Annotated in this window: 20 protein-coding genes; 7 read left to right on the top strand and 13 right to left on the bottom strand. The window is 68.6% G+C overall.

The window, feature by feature from the left end; genetic code table 11:
• Positions 1-108 precede the first annotated feature (108 nt).
• Positions 109-651 carry a chorismate--pyruvate lyase family protein gene (locus ACXJLH_RS12520; RefSeq protein ID WP_457444397.1) on the bottom strand — a complete coding sequence of 181 codons (543 nt, stop codon included), beginning with the start codon at positions 649-651 and terminating at the stop codon, positions 109-111.
• Positions 652-1,467, bottom strand: a complete 816-nt coding sequence (gene proC, locus ACXJLH_RS12525) for a pyrroline-5-carboxylate reductase (protein ID WP_457444398.1) — start codon at positions 1,465-1,467, stop codon at positions 652-654.
• A gap of 71 nt (positions 1,468-1,538) precedes the next feature.
• Between proC and ACXJLH_RS12530 the strand changes: the two genes are divergently transcribed.
• Together ACXJLH_RS12530 and ACXJLH_RS12535 are read left to right on the top strand one after the other, a co-directional pair.
• On the top strand, positions 1,539-2,564 hold the full coding sequence (locus ACXJLH_RS12530) for a hypothetical protein (RefSeq protein WP_457444400.1): 1,026 nt from the start codon (positions 1,539-1,541) through the stop codon (positions 2,562-2,564).
• 35 nt (positions 2,565-2,599) lie between these two features.
• Positions 2,600-3,592 carry a hypothetical protein gene (locus ACXJLH_RS12535; protein ID WP_457444402.1) on the top strand — a complete coding sequence of 331 codons (993 nt, stop codon included), beginning with the start codon at positions 2,600-2,602 and terminating at the stop codon, positions 3,590-3,592.
• On the opposite strand, the gene ACXJLH_RS12540 is transcribed toward ACXJLH_RS12535, so the two are convergent.
• The 5 genes from ACXJLH_RS12540 to ACXJLH_RS12560 all read right to left on the bottom strand — a co-directional run bounded on the left by ACXJLH_RS12540 (position 3,575) and on the right by ACXJLH_RS12560 (position 7,087).
• Entirely contained in the window at positions 3,575-5,410 is a 1,836-nt protein-coding gene (locus tag ACXJLH_RS12540) for an ABC transporter ATP-binding protein (protein ID WP_457444479.1), read from the bottom strand. The genes ACXJLH_RS12535 and ACXJLH_RS12540 overlap by 18 nt on opposite strands.
• A 138-nt stretch (positions 5,411-5,548) precedes the next feature.
• Positions 5,549-5,974: a hypothetical protein gene (locus ACXJLH_RS12545; protein WP_056201050.1), complete on the bottom strand. Its 426-nt coding sequence runs from the start codon at positions 5,972-5,974 to the stop codon at positions 5,549-5,551.
• A gap of 200 nt (positions 5,975-6,174) precedes the next feature.
• Positions 6,175-6,570, bottom strand: a complete 396-nt coding sequence (locus ACXJLH_RS12550; protein ID WP_457444403.1) for an MAPEG family protein — start codon at positions 6,568-6,570, stop codon at positions 6,175-6,177.
• A 43-nt stretch (positions 6,571-6,613) separates the two neighbouring features.
• Positions 6,614-6,892, bottom strand: a complete 279-nt coding sequence (locus ACXJLH_RS12555) for a DUF2277 domain-containing protein (RefSeq protein WP_457444405.1) — start codon at positions 6,890-6,892, stop codon at positions 6,614-6,616.
• A 15-nt stretch (positions 6,893-6,907) separates the two neighbouring features.
• A complete protein-coding gene (locus ACXJLH_RS12560; RefSeq protein WP_457323724.1) occupies positions 6,908-7,087 on the bottom strand; it encodes an oxidoreductase-like domain-containing protein in 180 nt (59 codons plus the stop codon).
• Between the two features lie 144 nt (positions 7,088-7,231).
• On the opposite strand from ACXJLH_RS12560, the gene ACXJLH_RS12565 reads away from it, so the two are divergent.
• The 3 genes from ACXJLH_RS12565 to ACXJLH_RS12575 are packed head-to-tail and all read left to right on the top strand — an operon-like array spanning position 7,232 to position 8,265.
• On the top strand, positions 7,232-7,558 hold the full coding sequence (locus tag ACXJLH_RS12565) for a YbjQ family protein (protein ID WP_056201061.1): 327 nt from the start codon (positions 7,232-7,234) through the stop codon (positions 7,556-7,558).
• A 4-nt stretch (positions 7,559-7,562) separates the two neighbouring features.
• On the top strand, positions 7,563-7,850 hold the full coding sequence (locus ACXJLH_RS12570; RefSeq protein WP_457444407.1) for a hypothetical protein: 288 nt from the start codon (positions 7,563-7,565) through the stop codon (positions 7,848-7,850).
• Between the two features lie 4 nt (positions 7,851-7,854).
• Positions 7,855-8,265 (top strand): hypothetical protein, encoded by a 411-nt coding sequence (locus tag ACXJLH_RS12575; protein WP_457444481.1) that lies wholly within the window; start codon positions 7,855-7,857, stop codon positions 8,263-8,265.
• A gap of 207 nt (positions 8,266-8,472) precedes the next feature.
• On the opposite strand, the gene ACXJLH_RS12580 is transcribed toward ACXJLH_RS12575, so the two are convergent.
• The 4 genes from ACXJLH_RS12580 to ACXJLH_RS12595 all read right to left on the bottom strand — a co-directional run bounded on the left by ACXJLH_RS12580 (position 8,473) and on the right by ACXJLH_RS12595 (position 11,449).
• Complete coding sequence (locus ACXJLH_RS12580; protein ID WP_457444409.1) at positions 8,473-8,937, bottom strand: hypothetical protein; 465 nt, start codon at positions 8,935-8,937, stop codon at positions 8,473-8,475.
• Positions 8,934-9,485 (bottom strand): RNA polymerase sigma factor, encoded by a 552-nt coding sequence (locus ACXJLH_RS12585; RefSeq protein ID WP_056201067.1) that lies wholly within the window; start codon positions 9,483-9,485, stop codon positions 8,934-8,936. Before ACXJLH_RS12585 ends, ACXJLH_RS12580 begins: the two co-directional genes overlap by 4 nt.
• A 23-nt stretch (positions 9,486-9,508) precedes the next feature.
• Positions 9,509-10,990 (bottom strand): alpha/beta fold hydrolase, encoded by a 1,482-nt coding sequence (locus ACXJLH_RS12590; protein ID WP_457444410.1) that lies wholly within the window; start codon positions 10,988-10,990, stop codon positions 9,509-9,511.
• A gap of 87 nt (positions 10,991-11,077) precedes the next feature.
• Entirely contained in the window at positions 11,078-11,449 is a 372-nt protein-coding gene (locus ACXJLH_RS12595; protein ID WP_457444412.1) for a hypothetical protein, read from the bottom strand.
• A gap of 161 nt (positions 11,450-11,610) precedes the next feature.
• Between ACXJLH_RS12595 and ACXJLH_RS12600 the strand changes: the two genes are divergently transcribed.
• The gene (locus ACXJLH_RS12600) at positions 11,611-12,480 is read left to right on the top strand and encodes a hypothetical protein (RefSeq protein WP_457444414.1); all 870 of its coding nucleotides are present in this window, start codon (positions 11,611-11,613) and stop codon (positions 12,478-12,480) included.
• 38 nt (positions 12,481-12,518) lie between these two features.
• Here the strand turns inward: ACXJLH_RS12600 and ACXJLH_RS12605 are convergent, their stop codons facing one another.
• Entirely contained in the window at positions 12,519-16,076 is a 3,558-nt protein-coding gene (locus ACXJLH_RS12605; protein ID WP_457444416.1) for an L-glutamate gamma-semialdehyde dehydrogenase, read from the bottom strand.
• An 89-nt stretch (positions 16,077-16,165) separates the two neighbouring features.
• On the opposite strand from ACXJLH_RS12605, the gene ACXJLH_RS12610 reads away from it, so the two are divergent.
• Entirely contained in the window at positions 16,166-16,636 is a 471-nt protein-coding gene (locus tag ACXJLH_RS12610) for an Lrp/AsnC ligand binding domain-containing protein (protein WP_457444418.1), read from the top strand.
• 69 nt (positions 16,637-16,705) lie between these two features.
• Here the strand turns inward: ACXJLH_RS12610 and ACXJLH_RS12615 are convergent, their stop codons facing one another.
• Entirely contained in the window at positions 16,706-17,122 is a 417-nt protein-coding gene (locus ACXJLH_RS12615; RefSeq protein WP_157281882.1) for a hypothetical protein, read from the bottom strand.
• Positions 17,123-17,262: the final 140 nt, after the last annotated feature.

The raw sequence follows: 17,262 nt of genomic DNA on the forward strand, positions 1-17,262 counted from the left end.
TTTCATTGCAATCCCGTCAGCTCAGCGACAGCTAAGCGCGCAGTCCGGCGGCTGGTGTCGGCGCCCAGGGCAGGTGGCAAGCTGGCCTGCTTGCTGTTCCGGGGGACGTCAGCGGCCGCGCTGCCCGGGCCGTTGGCCAGCCAAACCCGGGTCGAACAGCTCCATCACCCGCAGTTGGGCGCCGCTGCGGCTGAACACCGAATTGCGTGACCACAACATCTGCGCCGAGGGGGGCCGGCCGGTGGCCGTCAGCCATTGCCGCTCGGCATGGCGGCGCGTGTGGCCGTGGCGGGAGAGGCGGCGCGGTTGCAGCTCGCTGCGGTGGATGCGGTAGTCGTCGTAGAGCAGATGCGCCAGCGGCTTGGTGCCCAGGCCCTTGAGCGCCCGCCAGGGGCCCGTGGTGGCGCGCTGGTGCACGGCAGAGCGCGCCCACACCAGGGGCTGGCCATCGACGCGCAGGATGACCTCGCGCACGACGGTCAGGCCACGCGGCGGCAGGCCCAGGGCCGCGCGCTCCAGCGCCCGGAACGGCGCCACGCCCTGGCGCAGCACCTGCACCTCGAAGCGCTCGCCCAGGCGGGCCAGGCGGCGGCTCAACGAGCCCGGCGCCCGCAGCCAGTCGCGCAGGCTGTCTCTGGTCGCAATACCCACTCAGACGCCGAATTCTTTGCCGAGTTCGGCGGCACGCTTTTGTGCGGCAAGCACGGCACGCCGGATGGCCGCGTCGACCGCATCCGCCTGCATCGACGTGATGGCCGCATGCGTCGTACCGCCCTTGCTCGTCACACGCTCCCGCAGCGTGGTCGGCGACTCGTCGGACGCCAGGCCCAGCCCGGCCGCGCCGGCACAGGTGGCGAGCGCCAGCCGCCGGCCCTGCTCGGCCGTGAGACCCATGTCGACGGCCGCGGCCATCATGGCCTCGACGAAGAAGAAGAAATAGGCCGGGCCCGAGCCTGACAGCGCCGTCACGGCGTCGAGATCGTCCTCGCGTTCGACCCACAGCGTTTGGCCGGTCGGTTTGAGCAGGCGCTCGACGGTGGCGCGCTCGTCGGCGGACACGGCCGGCCGCGCATACAGGCCGGCGATGCCCTGGCCGATCAGCGCCGGCGTGTTGGGCATGGAACGCACGACACGCTCGCTGCCGGTGGCCGTGACGATGGACTCCGAGCGGATGCCGGCCATGACCGACAGGTGCAGGGCCCCGCCGAGCCAGTCCTTGACCGGCTCGGCGGCGGCACCGAAGAGCTGGGGTTTGACGGCCCAGACGATGGTCTGCGCGGCCGCCAGGCCAGCATCGCCCGCGGCCAGCGCCGCGACGCCGAACTCGCCGACGAGCTTCTCGCGCTGCGGCGCATAGGGCTCGACGATGATGAACTGGGCGGGGCTCATGCCGGCGCGCAGCAGGCCGCCGATGATGGCGCTGGCCATGTTGCCGCCACCGATGAAGGCGATCTTTTCTGCTCTCATGGGCGGAAGTCTAGGGGACCAGCGCCGACGGGAAACAAAGCAGCGACGTGACAAGGCTATCGTTGCGGCTCATGAGCCTCCCACGCCCCGCCCGCCGCTTGCTGCTCCTGTGCGCCCTCGCATTCGCCGGTCTCGCCGGCTGCGCCGGCGGGCCACCGCCGCCCAAGCCCTGGGCCGAGACGGCGACGCGCGAATTGAATTTGTCGCTGGGCAGCTTCGAACTGCAGGGCCGGCGCGTGCACATCACGCGCAGCGCGAGCGCTGCGGCGGCCCAGCCCGTCATCGTCTATCTGCCCGGCCTGGGGCAGGGCAGCGACGCCGGCCAGCGCTGGGCGGCGGCCTGGGCCCAGGCCGGCTACACGGTGCTGGGCGTGCAGCCGCTGGAGGCCGATGCAGCCGCATGGCGTTCCGAGCTGGCCCGCACCGGCGAGTTCCGCGAACTCGGCCTGCTGCACTATGGCGAGGCCCTGCGCGCCGACCGGCTCGACGCGCTGCGCCGCCTGCTGCCGGCCCTTCGCGCGGCCCAGCCGGCACTGGACTGGGGCCATGCCAGCCTTGCCGGATACGAGACCGGCGCACAGACCGCACTCGACGCACGCGACGACACCGGCTGGCAGGCCGTCATTGCGATCAGCCCGCCGGCCATGCAGGCCCCGGCCGGCGGCGTGGCCACCTTGCTGATCACCAGCGAGATCGACCAGGACCCGCTCGGCCTGCTGCGCCGCCCCGCCGAGCGCAGGCAGGCCTTCGACAGCTTTGCGCCGGGCAGCGGCTGGTTGCTGAACCTCGGCGCCGTCTCGCATGCCGCCCTGGCCGGCACGATGGCGCCCGAAGGATTTCATGTGCAGGACCAGCGCCATGGCCAAGCTCCGATCGGCGGCATGGGGGGTGGCCGTGGACGCGGCGGAGCTGGCGGCGAGGGCGGCGGCATGCACGGGCCCCAGGGCGGTGGTTCGCGCGGCCCACGCAGCGGCAGCGCGACCGAGGCGGCCCAGTCCGACATCGGCGACGGCTTCCGGCTCAGCCACGCCTTCCTGGATGCGCAGTTGCGCGGCGGTGCACCGCTGTCGGCCGGTGGGCCGCTGACGTCGCGCTGAGCTCATTAAACTCCGCGGCCACCGACGGAGAGGGCATGGGCGCGAGCGACGAACTGGATGGGCTGCTGCTGCAGGATGAACTGCTGCGCTCGCTGGAGCGACCGGTCTGGGGGCTGTTCGGCCTGACCCTGGCGGCCGTCATCGGCCTGCTCGGACAGACGACGGCCCTGGCCGTGGTCGGCTGGATGGGAACCTGGCTCCTCGGCCCCTGGATCATCAGCCGCGCGGCGCCAGTGCTGGGCACCTCGCCGCTTGTCAAATACCCGCTGTTCCTGAGTTGCGCCATGCCCTTCCTGAGCCTGCTGGCGCCGCTGTATGTGTGGCAGGCCTCCAAGACGCGGCGGGCCGAGCTGGCCACCGCCATCCGCCAGGCCGAGCTGCGCGAGCGGCGGCGCGGCCCTGAGGCGGCGGCCACGCCGGCGGCCCAGCGCGCGCCGGTCCAGCAGGCCCTGCCGGTGCTGCGCGGCGTCGCCGACGGCGTCGGGCCCGATGGACAGGAGCTGCGGATGCAGGTGGCGCCTGGCCAGTTGCCACCAGACATCCCCAACGAGCCCGGCATGATGCCGCCGACCCGGGCGTGCGCCGGCGTCTTCGCCGTGGGGTATCACGTCGACGCCGGCTCGCACTGGGTGTCGGTCAGCCGCGACGAGATGCGCGCGGCCGGCATGAACCTGAATGTGCTGCATCGCCAGGCCCTGTCCAACCTGATGAAGCTCGTGAAGGGCGAGCCCGGCTTGCGGCTGGTCGACCACCCGCCCTACTACGGCCTGCTGCTGGACGGCGACCACGAAGCCTGCCTGGTGCTGCTGGACGGCCTGTGGGACCACCTGTTTGCCGACAAGACGCCCAACGGCGCTGTCGTTGCCATCCCGTCGCGCGATGTGCTGGCCTTCTGCGACGCCAACTCGGCCGAGGGCATTGCCGCGCTGCGCGAGGCCAGCCGGCGCATCGGCCCGGATGCCAAGGGCGCCATCACCCAGCAGTTGCTGCGTCGGCGTGACGGGCGCTGGTCAATCTTCGAGGCCTAGGAAGCCGCCGCTCTGGTGCGCCCAGAGCCGCGCGTAGATGCCGCCCTGCGCCAGCAGCTCGGCGTGCGAGCCCTGCTCGACGATGCGGCCAGCGTCCATCACCACCAGCCGGTCCAGCGCGGCGATGGTCGACAACCGGTGGGCGATGGCGACGACCGTCTTGCCTTCCATCAGCGTGTAGAGGCTTTGCTGGATAGCGGCTTCGACCTCGCTGTCGAGTGCGCTGGTGGCTTCGTCCAGCAGCAGGATGGGCGCGTCCTTCAGCATGACGCGGGCAATGGCGATGCGCTGGCGCTGGCCGCCGCTGAGCTTGACGCCGCGCTCGCCGACATGGGCCTCGAAGCCGGTGCGGCCCTTGGGGTCGGACAGCGTGGCGATGAATTCGTCGGCGTGCGCCCGCTCGGCCGCGCGCTCCAGTTCGGCCTGGCTCGCGCTTGGGCGGCCGTAGAGGATGTTGTCGGCCACCGAGCGGTGCAGCAGCGAGGTGTCCTGCGTGACCATGCCGATGTGCTGGCGCAGCGAGTCCTGGGTGACGTTGCGGATGTCCTGGCCATCGATCAGGATGCGGCCACCGCCTTCGGGGATGTCGTACAGGCGCAGCAGCAGGTTCACCAGCGTGCTCTTGCCCGCGCCGCTGCGGCCGACCAGGCCGATCTTTTCTCCCGGCTTGATGCGCAGGTCCAGCCCATCGACGACGACCTTGCCATTGGGGTAGGCGAAGCGCAGGTTCTCGAAATGCACCTCACCGTGCGCCACGGTCAGCGCGGCCGCGTCGCTCGCATCGGCGATCAGCTGCGGCTTGGACAGTGTGGCCAGCCCGTCCTGCACGGTGCCGATGTGCTCGAACAGCGACGCCATCTCCCACATCACCCAATGCGAGATGCCGTTCAGCCGCATGCCCATCGCCGTGGCCGCCGCAACCGCACCAACGCCGATGGCCGACACGCCCCACAGCCACAGCGCCAGCAGCGCCGTGCTGCCGACCAGCAGGGCCGACAGCAGCGTGTTGACGATCTCGAAGCCGGTCACCAGGCGCATCTGGCCATAGGCCGTGGTCATGAAGTCCTGCATGGCCGACTTGGCATAGCTGGCCTCGCGCCGGCCGTGCGCAAACAGCTTGACGGTGGCGATGTTGGTGTAGGCGTCGGTGATGCGGCCGGTCATCAGGCTGCGCGCGTCGGCCTGGGCCTGGGCGATCTTGCCCAGGCGCGGCACGAAGTAGCGCAGCGCGACGATGTAGAGCGCCAGCCAGACGCCGAAGGGCGCCATCAGACGCGCGTCGAAGCTGGCGACGATGCCGACCAGCGTGCCGAAGTAGACGGCCACGTAGACGAGGATGTCGACGACGATGAGCCAGGTGTCGCGCACGGCCAGGGCCGTCTGCATGACCTTGGTGGCGATGCGGCCGGCGAACTCGTCGCCGAAGAAAGCCAGGCTCTGGGCCAGCATGCGGCGATGGAAGATCCAGCGCAGCCGCATCGGGAAGTTGCCGAACACGCCCTGGTACTTCAACAGTGCCTGCACGCTGGCCAGCACGATGCTGACGCCGAGCACGGCCAGCAGCATGACGATGACGGGCTGGGGTTGGCTCCACAGCTCGGCAGGCTTGACGGTGGCCAGCCAGTCCACCAGCGAGGCCATCAGGCTGAACAGCAGCGCCTCGGCCGCCGCGATGCCGGCCGTGAACAGCGTGACCGCGAGCAGATGCCGCCGAACGCCGTCCGCGCAGCGCCACAGGAAGGCGAAGAAGCGCGCCGGCGGCGCCGCGCCGCTGGTTTCCGGATAGGGGTCGACGAGGCGCTCGAAGCGCGATGTCACCGATTGAAGAAGCGGTTGGAACAGCGAGGACATCCCGCTAGTTTCGCCGGACAACGCTGTCCAGTCATGTCATCAGTGCCGGCCACGGGGCTTGGCGTCAGCGGCGGCGACATGGCCGACGCGCTCGTCGAGAGGCGCTTACTGGCTGGCCGCCGATGCGGGTGCGTTCGGGGCGACTGGCACGACAACGCCCGGCGACAGCGAGATTTCATCAACCAGCGTCACGCCGGTGACGAAGTAGCGCGTCTCGCCGAAGCAGGAGCCCGGCAGGCCGACCTTCTCCTCGTAGTGCAGGTTGACGCGCCGGCCCATGAGCTTGTTGATGGCCTGGGCTGCGGCCTCATCGTGCACCGTGAAGTAGAACTTCTCGACGCTGGCCGTGCCCGGCAGCGACACCAGCGCCTGCTCGCCCTCCCAGGTCTTGCAGACCCAGCCCTTGCGTGAGAGCTTCTGCACCCAACCGGCACGCTCGCCGTCCGAATAGCTCCAGCGCCAGGCGAAGGCGAACCAGGCCGCAACGAGCAGCAGCAGGGCGACGAAGGACAGGGCGATCTTCAGGCGCATGGCGATGTCTGGGGAGCCGGGGCGCGGCGATTGTGCGTCAGGGAGCGCCGGATAAGCCCGTGCGATGCAGCGCGCCCTGGTTTGGGATGGATTGCCAGGCGCAAAGCACAGTCATAGCTCAGGCTATGGCGAGCATTTGCAACGCCGCAAGCCGCCCAAAGCGGGGATGCGCTGCGCGCGAGGGCTTGTTCGGCGCTCCCTTAGACCATGCCGCTCAACATCATGCCCAGCCCCACGATGCTGACCGTCCATACCGCCGTGCGCAGGTAGGGAATGCCGGCCAGGTACACGGCCAGGAAGGCCACACGGGCCCACAGGAACACCTGGGCGCCGAGCAGCACGCGTTCGCCCGTCGCGCCGGACGCCTGCGCAACCAGGGCCAATGCCGCGAAGAACAGCAGGTTCTCCAATGTGTTGGCCGCCGCGCGCTGAGCACGGCCGGCCAGCGGCGTGGCCTCGGGCATGTGGTCGCGGTTGCCCATGGCCAGCATCAAGCCCTTGGGCGTCCAGGCCTGCGCTCGGATGAGACTGGCCATGAGAGCGCTGAGCCAGGTGAGCACGGTCATGCAGACGACGAGCGACATCAGCTTGGGCATGGAGTTCCTCGGGGAGTTGCTGCGCCGGACCGACGCGCGCGGATCATCCCCCCGGGCCGCCGAAACGGGCCTGAGAACGAACCCGCGCCTTTTCGGCCTCGATCTCGCGGTTCTTGGGCTCGGCGGTCGTCACGAGCGAAGCGATCAGCGCACGCGCCTCGTCGGCAATCGCCGCCACTGCATGGTCGAAGGCCGCCGCGTTGGCCTGGGACGGCACGTTGAAGCCGCTGAGCTTGCGCACGAACTGCAGCGCAGCGTCGCGGATCTCGAGTTCAGTGGCCGGTGGTTGGAAGTTGAACAGGGTGCGGATGTTGCGGCACATGGGGCTGTCCTTGATTCAACTGGCCTGCGGATGGCGCTCGCGCCAGGCCCGCAGGGCTTGGCGGTACTCGTCCTTGGCCAGGTCGTAGAGATCGAAGATGCAGGGGTCGCAGCCATTGCCGCAGCAGGCGTCCAGGTCAGGCTCTGGCGGCGGCAGGGGCATCGGATCGGGGTCGGGTGGCGGCGTCGTCGTCATCGCGCTCGATTGTCCGGCGTGGCGAAAATCCGCCCATTCCACTGCGAGATGGCTATGCCGCGGACCGATGCCCGGCTTCACTTATGCCTTGCTAACGCCCATGCGCTCAGGATCACACCACCCCAACATCACAAGGAGAGTCGCGTGATCATCGTCACCACCGAGAACCTCGCCGGCCACCGCGTCGTCGAGGTCAAGGGCCAGGTTTTTGGCGTCGTCGTGCGCAGCCGCGGGCTGGCCGGCAACATCATGGCGGGGCTGCGCTCCCTCGTCGGCGGTGAGATCACCGAGTACACGCAGTTGCTGGAGGAGGCGCGACGCCACGCCATCGACCGCATGGTCAAGAACGCCCAGCTGATGGGCGGCAATGCCGTGGTCATGATGCGCTTCGATTCGTCGGAGATGGGCCAGACCATGAGCGAGATCGTCGCCTACGGCACGGCCGTGGTGGTCGAGCGACTGCCGGCCTGACGCCATGCTGCGCAACCTGTTGCTCATCGTGGCACTGGCGGCCGGCATGATCGGCTTGGGCGCGCGCCTGGCCGGCCATCGCGACGCGGCGCCCTTCGCGATCTGGGGCTGCATCATTGCCGCCGCCGTGCTGGTGGAGCGCTGGCGCTACCGGTCCCGCGACGCGACGCCGGGTGGCGACTGGCAGCAGACCGAGGAGCGCTTCGTCGATCCGGAATCCGGGCAGACCATGCTGGTGTTCTACAACCCGCAAACCGGCGAGCGCCGTTACGAACAAGATTCGCGTGCCTGAACGTCTGAACTACGCTATCAAGGCCGAGATCGCCGACACGCAGGCCGGCACCTGGACCTTTGCGGCGCACAAGACGATGTACGGCGGCAAGCGCATCGCCACCGGCGATGTGATCTACCTCTTCGCCAGCGAGAACGAGGGCGGCGTGGGGTTGGTTGCACGCGGCGTGGTCACGTCCGCTGAGGCCATGCCTAGAAAGCCGGGCATCGAGCGCCAGACGCCGCGCGTCAGCATCACTGTCAAGCGGGCTGCACTTGTGAAACGCCGCCTGGGCCGCGCCGAACTCAAGCCCTTTGCCAACTGGGGCGACGGCCGGCCCGAAACCGAGCTGAACTTCAAGTTCTACCGCCAGGCGACGAACAAGATCGTCGCGCTCGGCGACCGGGCCGCCCGCTTTCTCGATGCCTTCTTCTGACGCCCGCGCGCCTCACTTTTGGTGAGCAGCGCCGTTACACAAATCCAGCCCGGATTCGGTTATGCTGCGCCGCAACATTGCAACGTCGCAATACCGCTTGTCTCCTCCACCGCCCCTGGGTGGATTTGGCCCTCTCGGTGGCTCGCCACCCGCAGAGGGCCTTTTCTTGTCCGGCTGCCTTTGGCGCGGCCAGCCGAAAGCACTCCTTCAAGAGCCAAGCTGGCGTTCAAGCTCGGCGCGCCGCTGCGTCAGCTGCCTGTGCTTGCCGCGCGCGCGCACCAGCGTGATGACAGCAATCACTAGCATCACGGCGAACACGGCCGCCGCTGGCCATGCCGCCGCGATGCGTTCGCCCATTCCCAGGGCCAAGGCGCCAGCCAGCGCTACCGCGCTGAACCCGACTGCCATGCGAGCCGCAACGACTTGCTGAAACGCCAGCAGCACACGGCGCGACGCCAGCACCCACACGGCATAGACAACCCAGCACAGGCCGATGCCGGTCATGGCGGCGAAGGCGATCACGGTCCGTCGCGGCAATGCGGGTTCGGTCAGCCACAGCGAGCCGACGACGACCGACATCGCCAATGCAGCCAGCAACAGCGCAACATGGCCGAAGCGCGACTTGGCTGACAGCTCGCGGTTGGCCAAGGCGGAGATGGAAGCGGGATTCACGACTGCACTCCTTGGATGCCAAGCTGATGCCGGAGTATTTTTCGGGCCCGGTGCAACCGGGATTTGATGGTGCCGATGGGGATGTCCAGCACCTGGGCAACCTCGTCGAGCGACAGCTCCTGCAAATAGAACAACGTCAGCACCTCCTTCTCAACCGGCGGCAGGCGCGCCAGCGCCTCCAGCATGGCGGCCAGTTCGAATTCGAGGGCGAGCGCGCCGTCGTCGCCGGGCTGCTCTTCGAGCTCGATATCGGTGTCGACACAAATCGGCTGTTTGTATTGTTCACGCAGCCGGTCCATCAGCACCCGGTGTGCAATGCCGAACAGCCAGGACCGCAGCTTGGCGCCTTCGCGCAGACGGGAGATCCCGCGCAACACGCGCAGCCAGACTTCCTGCGCAGCGTCATCGGCGGCGGCGTCATTGCCTGAAAGCTGACGTGCATAACGCCACAACGGCTGATGCCAACGCGCGATCAGTTCATCAAAGGCCGGCCGTTCGCCGAGCTGACAGCGGATCACCAGCAATTCGTCAGCGAGCGGGTTGTGCATGGATGACTCACGGTGTGGGCTTGTCATCTTTCAGTGCGGATCGAGCCGACCTTTTCGAAGCGTGGCAGGGGCAAGGCGATGCGCGGGTCCAGGCCGGTTTCGCCGCGGACAAAGCGGCCCAACAGCGCTTTCATGGCTGCGTTCCCGAACACGTCGAACTGGTGCGCCGCGTTTTCCACGACGACCAAATGCGCCTGCGGCAGCGTGGCAGCGATTTCCTGTGCGTTTTCCACCGGCGTGCGTGCATCCAGGTCGCCCACCAGCATCAGCGTGGGGACCGGAACCGCGACCGGCTCACGGAACGCGTCCCCAAGCTGCTGCGCATTCCACGCAGCGTGCAGATAGCGCCCCGGGAAATTCATCGTGTCGCCAAGCAGGGCGCTGCCGACCTCGCCCTCGATCCGTGCGCTGCGCGCCGCGCTCGCTCCCGAGCTCAGGTCCATCATGTGCTTCATGGCTGAATCGATGCCGAGCTGGCGCCGCAGCAAGAGGCTCATGTGGGCCACGCGCCGGAAGTTGCCGGTACTCATCTCCTGCACGGCGGCGGGGAGCGTCGCGACCGCGCGCGGATCGCCAATGGTCTGCGTGATCGCCCACTGCACGTCCATCGCCCCGATCACCACCTTGGCTTCCTGCCCGGTGGCCGGATCAGTCACAGCCACCTCCACCGGCGACTGCGCCAGCCCGGCGATGACGGCGCGCAGTTGCCCGGTCATCCCAGGCGCGCCCGCACGTTCGCCGATGCGCAGCAGCACCCGATCCACCTGCGACGGCAGCTTCCATGTGTGATCCGGCCCTTCCGGGCTGATCAAAACCATGCGCTCGACCGCGCCCGGGTGGCGCCGCGCAGTGGCCAGCGCCAGGTGGGTGCCATAGCTGCGGCCCCACAAGGTCACCTTGCCATAGCCGAAGGACTGGCGCACCGCATCGACGTCGTCGGCGCTTTCCTCGGTGTTGTAGGCCTCCAGGCGGATGCCGCGCCCACGCATCTCTGCGGCGACGGCACGCGCTGCTTGCTCCATCAAGGGCAGCCAGGCGGCGACCGAGGCCGGCCTGTCGAGTGGCAAGCCATAGCGCATCGTGGCGCGCAGATTCGGGGTGGAGGCGCCCACGCCACGCTGGTCGATGCCAACCAGGTCGCCATCGATGAATTCCGCCAGCGCCGCGCCACCATGCCTGGCCAGATCGACCACCTGCCTGACGCCGGAATCGCCGGGGCCGCCCGCCAGGATCACATGGGCCTTCTCGGCGTCGGCACCGGCACGCCGTACACGCACCACCGCCAATTCAATGGCAGGACCTTCCGGCTCTGAACGCAACTCCGGAACCCGCACGCGCCCGCGAGTAACCACGAACGCGGTGCCATCCGTGGCGATCAGTGGTGCATCCTGGGGATCGATGAGCGTAGTTGGCGCGGCTGTGCCCACCAGCGGCAGCCATAGCGCGAACACGGCGAAGCGGGGCGCCAGACGGGCCATGGAAATACCGGCATTGAGTTCCTTCATGAATCCTCCTCGTTGCAACCTGTAGTCGGAGGATCCACAAAAAGGTTCATCGCGCCGCGCGCTCAGGCCTGGCCTGGGCGCGCGGGCTCAGCTCGCAGGCCGGCGACGGCTCTCGAGGAGGCCGATGCGCGCCTGCAGCTCGGCCAGCTCGCGATCACACTCCTGCGCCTTGATCGCCTCGATCTCGCCGTGGATGCGGCGCAGCTCCTGCAGTGGCGCGGACGCGGCCTGGGCCTCGGCCGGCTGCCGCTCGGCCATCTCGATCAACAGCTGGGTGATCACGCCCAGCTGGTCGCCGTAGCTCGCCACGTCGAAGGCCCGCGCCTCGATGCGCGCGTTGCCCGCCTGGGGTTTGATGCCGGCGAAGAACCAGTCCAGGCGCGGCTCGATGTCCTGCGCCACGTCGCCGCTGAAGGGCAGGCGCAACTGCGGCGCCCAGAGCCAAAACCATGGGAACATTCTTTTTCTCCCTTGCACGCCGAACGGCTGGCGTGTGGGGGGATGGTGGCGTACGGTCGCGCGCATGGCAAGCTCGCCTCCCGTCATGGCCCGCCGGCCACCATGCTGCTCACCGCGATTCCCAATTGGCTCCCTGAAAAATGCGTGATTGCAGGCAATCGGTGACCCACACCGCAATCCGGGCGCTAGCGCTCGCCAGCGCGGCCCTGCTAGGGTTTGGCGGGTTCGGCGCGTCGGCCGAACCTTCGCCTGGCGCGCCGCAGGTCGTGACCTACCCCTCGTCCGGTGCCGCCGGAGACAAGCGCGGCGACTACTACGCCAGCCTGCTCAAGCTGGCCTTGGGCAAGGCGGATGGCCACTTCGCCGTGCAGCCCTCCGCGAAGCCGAGCGTGGCCGTGCGAGCCTTCGTAAGCATGGCCGCGGGGCAGGATATCGACGTCGTCTGGGCACCGACCACGGTCCAGCTCGAGCGCGACTATCTGCCCGTGCGGATCCCGGTCGACAAGGGCATCCTCGGCTGGCGCATCTTCCTGATCGGCGAGGACGACCGAGGCCAGTTCGAGAGCATCCGTTCGCTGGAGCAGCTCAAGGCGCTGCCAGCCGGGCTGGTCAGGGAATGGGTCGACACGGGCGTCCTGCAGAGCAACGGCCTGCCTGTCGTCGCCGCCGCGCGCTACGAGAACCTGTTCACGATGCTGGCGGCGCAGCGCTTTCGCTACCTGCCGCGCGGCGTCGGCGAGATCTACGGCGAGTTGAGCAACTACGGCCACCTGGGCCTGGCCGTTGAATCGCACCTGGCGCTGCACTACCCGATGTGCAGCTATTTCTTTGTCGCCCGGCAGAACACCGAGCTGGCCGAGCACATCGAGCAGGGCCTGCGGCGCGCGCAGAAGGACGGGTCGTTCGAGCAGCTCTTCCAGCAGTTCTTCGGCAAGGCGGTGCAGGCCGCAAAGCTCGACAAGCGCCTGGTCTTCGAGCTGGACCACCCCACCGCGCCGGCGACCTGCCTGCGAGCCCCAATCCCACAATGACGCCGCATTGATGCCGCAGGCCGCTGCGTCAAGCGCCCTCAGCGCACCCCTGCCAGCAGGGCCGCATTGCCCCCAGCTGCCGCCGTGTTGACCGTCAGCGTCTGCTCGGCCGCGAAGCGGTAGAGCTGGCGCACATGGCCGGCGCCAGTGACCAGCGGCAGGATGGCCCCAGCCCGCGTGGCCAGGGCTTGCGCGAGCACATGGGCGGCCGCGGAGTCGGACGATGCCAGCGCGACGCCAGCGAGCTGCGGCGCGGCGAGCAGCCCCGGCAGCGTCGCGTCGGGCAGTAGCGTCAGCGCGTTGACCGGCAGGCCGGCGCGCAGCAGGGCCTGGCGGGCGCGTTCGTCGCCGCCCAGCCAGATGGCGCTGTTGCCGGCCAGCAGGGCGCTGACGACCGCGGCCAGGCCCGCTTCGTCACGGCCGAGCACGGCGAAGACGCCCCGGGCGTGGTGGCGCAGCGTGTTGCTCTCGCCTGTGGGGCCGGGCAGCACGATGTCGGCGAACTGCGCCTGCGCCGCGACGAACAGGCCGCGCAAGGCGAGAGCGGTCGGCGCGTCCAACGTGTCGGCAGCGCGGCGCAGCGTGGCGATGCGCTCAAGCAGCGGCGTGTCGCGCCAACCGGCGTCGGCGGCAACGGCCAAGGCCTCGCTGCGGCCGTCCATCGCGAGGGTCGGCAAGGGCGCGTCGAGCTGGGGCTCGGCGCAGAAGCGGCGCAGATAGTCGGGGCCGCCTGCCTTGGGGCCGGTGCCGGACAGGCCTTCGCCGCCAAAAGGCTGCACGCCCACCACCGCGCCGATGATGTTGCGGTTGACGTAGACGTTGCCGATGCGCGCCTCGTCGGCCAGGCGCTGGGCGCGGCTGTCGATGCGCGTCTGGATGCCCAGCGTCAGGCCGTAGCCCAGCGCGTTGATCTCCTTGATGACGTCGTCGACCGAGTCCTCGAAGCGCACGACGTGCAGCACCGGGCCGAAGATCTCTTCGCCGAGGTGCGACACGCGCGGCAGCTCGAAGGCGACGGGGCGGATCTGGCGCGGCATGGCCTCGGCCACGGGCGCCTCGGCCAGCAGCTTGGCGTCGCGCTTGAGGCGCTCGACATGCTTGCTGATGTTGGCATGGGCCTCGTCGTCGATGACGGGACCGACGTCGGTGGCCAGTTGCGCGGGCTGGCCGACATGCAGCTGCGACAACGCGCCCTTGAGCATCTCGATGACACCCTCGGCAATGCTGGACTGCACGCACAGCAGGCGCAGTGCCGAGCAGCGCTGGCCGGCGGAGCGGAAGGCCGATTGCACGACGGCGTCGATGACCTGTTCGGGCAGGGCGGTGGAGTCAACCACCATCGCATTCAGACCGCCGGTCTCGGCGATCAGCGGGATCGGCGAGTTGGGCTTGGCGGCGAGCGCCTTGTTGATGATCTGCGCGACGACGGTGGAGCCGGTGAAGCAGACGCCGGCCGTGCGCGCATGGGCGACCAGGCCGGCGCCGACGGTTTCGCCGGGGCCATGCAACAGCGCCAGCGCATCGGCCGGCACGCCGGCGGCGTGCAGCAACTCAACCATCTTCAGCGCGACATAAGGCGTCTGCTCGGCCGGCTTGGCGGCCACCGCATTGCCGGCAACCAACGCGGCGACGACCTGGCCGGCAAAGATGGCGAGCGGGAAGTTCCACGGGCTGATGCAGACGAAGACGCCGCGGCCTTGCATCAGCGCGGCATCGCTCTCGGCCTGGTCGGCGTAGTAGCGCAGGAAGTCCACGGCCTCACGCACCTCGGCGACGCAGTCGGCCTGGGTCTTGAAGGCTTCCTTGACGAGCAGGGCGCAGAACTCGGCCAGGCGGGCGTCGAGGTCGTCGGCGGCGCGGCGCAGGATGGTGGCGCGCTGGGCGACGGGCGTGGCGTTCCAGGCGGGGAAGCCGGCGTGCAGGCGGTTCATTGTGGAATCGACCTCGGCGGCAGAAGCCTCGGGGACGGCACGCACAGGCGTCGTCTCCAGCGCGACCTGCAAGGCCACGCGCTGGGCCGGCGCGGTCAGGTCGGCGCCTGTGGAGTTGGCGCGGCCGCGGCCTTCGCTGTCCAGGTAGAGGGCCGGCGGCAACGGCAGCGCGCTCGTCGCACGCACCTCGGCCAGCGGCGAGCCGAGCAGCTCGGGCACCTGCACGCTGGGGTCGGCCAACTGGTGCACGAAGGAGGAGTTGGCGCCGTTTTCCAGCAGGCGGCGCACGAGATAGGCCAGCAGGTCGCGATGCTCGCCGACCGGCGCATAGACGCGGCAGGGGATGCTGCCGTCCTTCAGCACCTCGCGGTAGACGCCCTCGCCCATGCCGTGCAGGCGCTGCATCTCGAACGGCGCGCCGGTGGAGCGGGCCATCTGCACGATGGCCGCGATGGTGCCGGCGTTGTGGCTGGCGAACTGCGGGTAGATGACGTCGGCATGCTGGATCAGCGCGCGGGCGCAGGCCAGGTAGCTGACGTCGGTGTGCTGCTTGTGCGTGAACACCGGGTAGTGCGTCAGGCCCAGCTCCTGGGCGCGCTTGATCTCGCCGTCCCAGTATGCACCCTTGACCAGGCGCACCATGAAGCGCAGGCCGTGCTTGCGCGCGATGGCCGCCACTTCATCGACGACCGCCAGCGCCCGCGACTGATAGGCCTGCACCGCCAGGCCGAAGCCGCGCCAGTGCGGGTAGTGCGTGGCGATGCGCGCGGCCAGCGTGTCCAGCACGTCCAGCGACAGCTCCAGGCGGTCGACCTCCTCGGCATCGATGGTCAGGTTGATGTTGGCCTCGGCAGCCAGCTCGATCAGCGCCCACACACGAGGCAACAGCTCGGCGAAGACGCGCTCGCGCTGCAGCACCTCGTAGCGGCTGAACAGCGCGCTGAGCTTGATGGAGATGCCGTCGGAAGCCTCGGGCGATGCGGCGCGCTGGCCCGCTGCGATGGCCTTGATGGCGCCGACATAGGCCGCGTGATAGCGCAGCGCATCGGCCTCCGTGCGGGCGCCTTCGCCGAGCATGTCGTAGCTGAAGCGCAATTGCTTCTGCGCCTTGCGGGCACTGTCGGCCTCGCCCATCGCCTCATTGATGTTGCGGCCGAGCACGAACTGCCGGCCCAAGAGCTGGATGGCCCGTACGGTGGCGGCCACCACGGTCTGCGCGCCCAGGCGCTTGAACAGGCCGCCGTCGTCATCCGCGCCCGGCAGGAAGCGCTTGGACATCGAGATGGCCGAGGCCGACAGCGCGGCCAGCATCTTGTGCGGGCTGCCTTCACTGGCGCCGTCGAAGTCGGCGCGGCCGAGCTGGTCGGCCGTCAGCGCAATGGCCGTGGGCGCGTCGGGCACCCGCAGCAGCGCCTCGGCCAGGCGCATCAGGGCCAGGCCTTCGGCGCTGGTGATGGGGTATTCGCGCAGCAGCGATTCCATGGCCCAGAAAGGCGCCGGGTTCTTGCGCACCTGCTCCACCCAGGGCGCGGCCATGGCGATGACGCCAGGCCAGTCCAGCGCACCGCCAACACGCTCGGCCAGGGCCTGCACGACGCCGTGCTCGGCCCGGTAGGGATCGGGCAGGCGGGGCTGTTCGGTCGGGGCGACGAAGGGCGTGGGCATGGCAGAGCTCCTGGTGAGGTTTCGCACTCTATCGACGCTTCACTTGGATTAAATTCCAAGGATTACAGGAACGGCCGACAAAAATCCAGATGGACGACGAAACCAAACTCGACAAGATCGACGCCCGCATCTTGCGCGCGCTGCAGGCCGATGGGCGTATTTCCAACCTCAAGCTGGCTGAAGCCGTACACCTGTCGCCCACCGCCGTGCTGGAGCGCGTCAAGCGCCTGACCCGCGACGGCTACATCCTCGGCTACGAGGCGCGGCTGAACCCGGCCAAGCTGGGCGCGGCCATGCTGGTCTTCATCGAGGTGCACCTGGACCGCACGGTGATGGACGTGATGGACAACTTCAAGGCCGCCGTCCAGGCCCGCGCCGAGATCCTGGAATGCCACCTGGTGGCCGGCGGCTTCGACTATCTGCTCAAGACGCGGGTGCGGGATATGGGCGCGTATCGGGAGTTCATTGGCAGCGTGATCTGGACGCTGCCGGGGGTAAGGGAGACGCGGACGTATGCGGTGATGGAGGAGGTGAAGGCGACGAATGCGCTGGCGTTCTGAAGTGCTTGCCTTTGCAGGTGGCCATCCGGCGCCTTCTCGGGCCTCCAACCGGAAAGTCCTGTCAAAAGGTCAGATGCCGACGTAGGTGCCCAAGCCAGGGATGACTTTGGAAAGCACAGGGCTAAACGCTATGGCGCCCAGGAGCACGTAGCCGATAAGGAAGATTGGATACGTGGTAACTGCCGTCTTCACACTGAGAAACTCACTCTCCAGGCCTTTCAACAACACCCTGGCTTTCTCATCGACCTTGGCGAGTTTGCGCAGCCGAAGAATCTCGGCTGGGAAAAGGTGACTCCCCTTGTATCGAACGAAAGACAGCACCGCGATGCTGAACCAGGCGTTGACAACTGGCGTCTTGGTTCCGAGGCAGGCCAGCGCGAAGGTGAACGCGACGAGGCCGAAACCCATGTTCAGGAAATCGGCCCATTTTTCGAAGCGCTCGCGAAGCTCGGTGAGGTACTCGTCAGTGATCGTGATCGCTTCCATCGTCATGTGGCCTTGTGAAGATCTCGAATTTGGTGTCGAACGCATAGGTTGCCACTCGTGACGCGCGCCCAGCAGTCGCACCGTCGAAGAGACAGTTGCCGGACCAGTTGCGCGAACGCGTTCCCATGATGCACTGCACC

It is taken from the genome of Roseateles sp. P5_E4, from assembly GCF_054049255.1.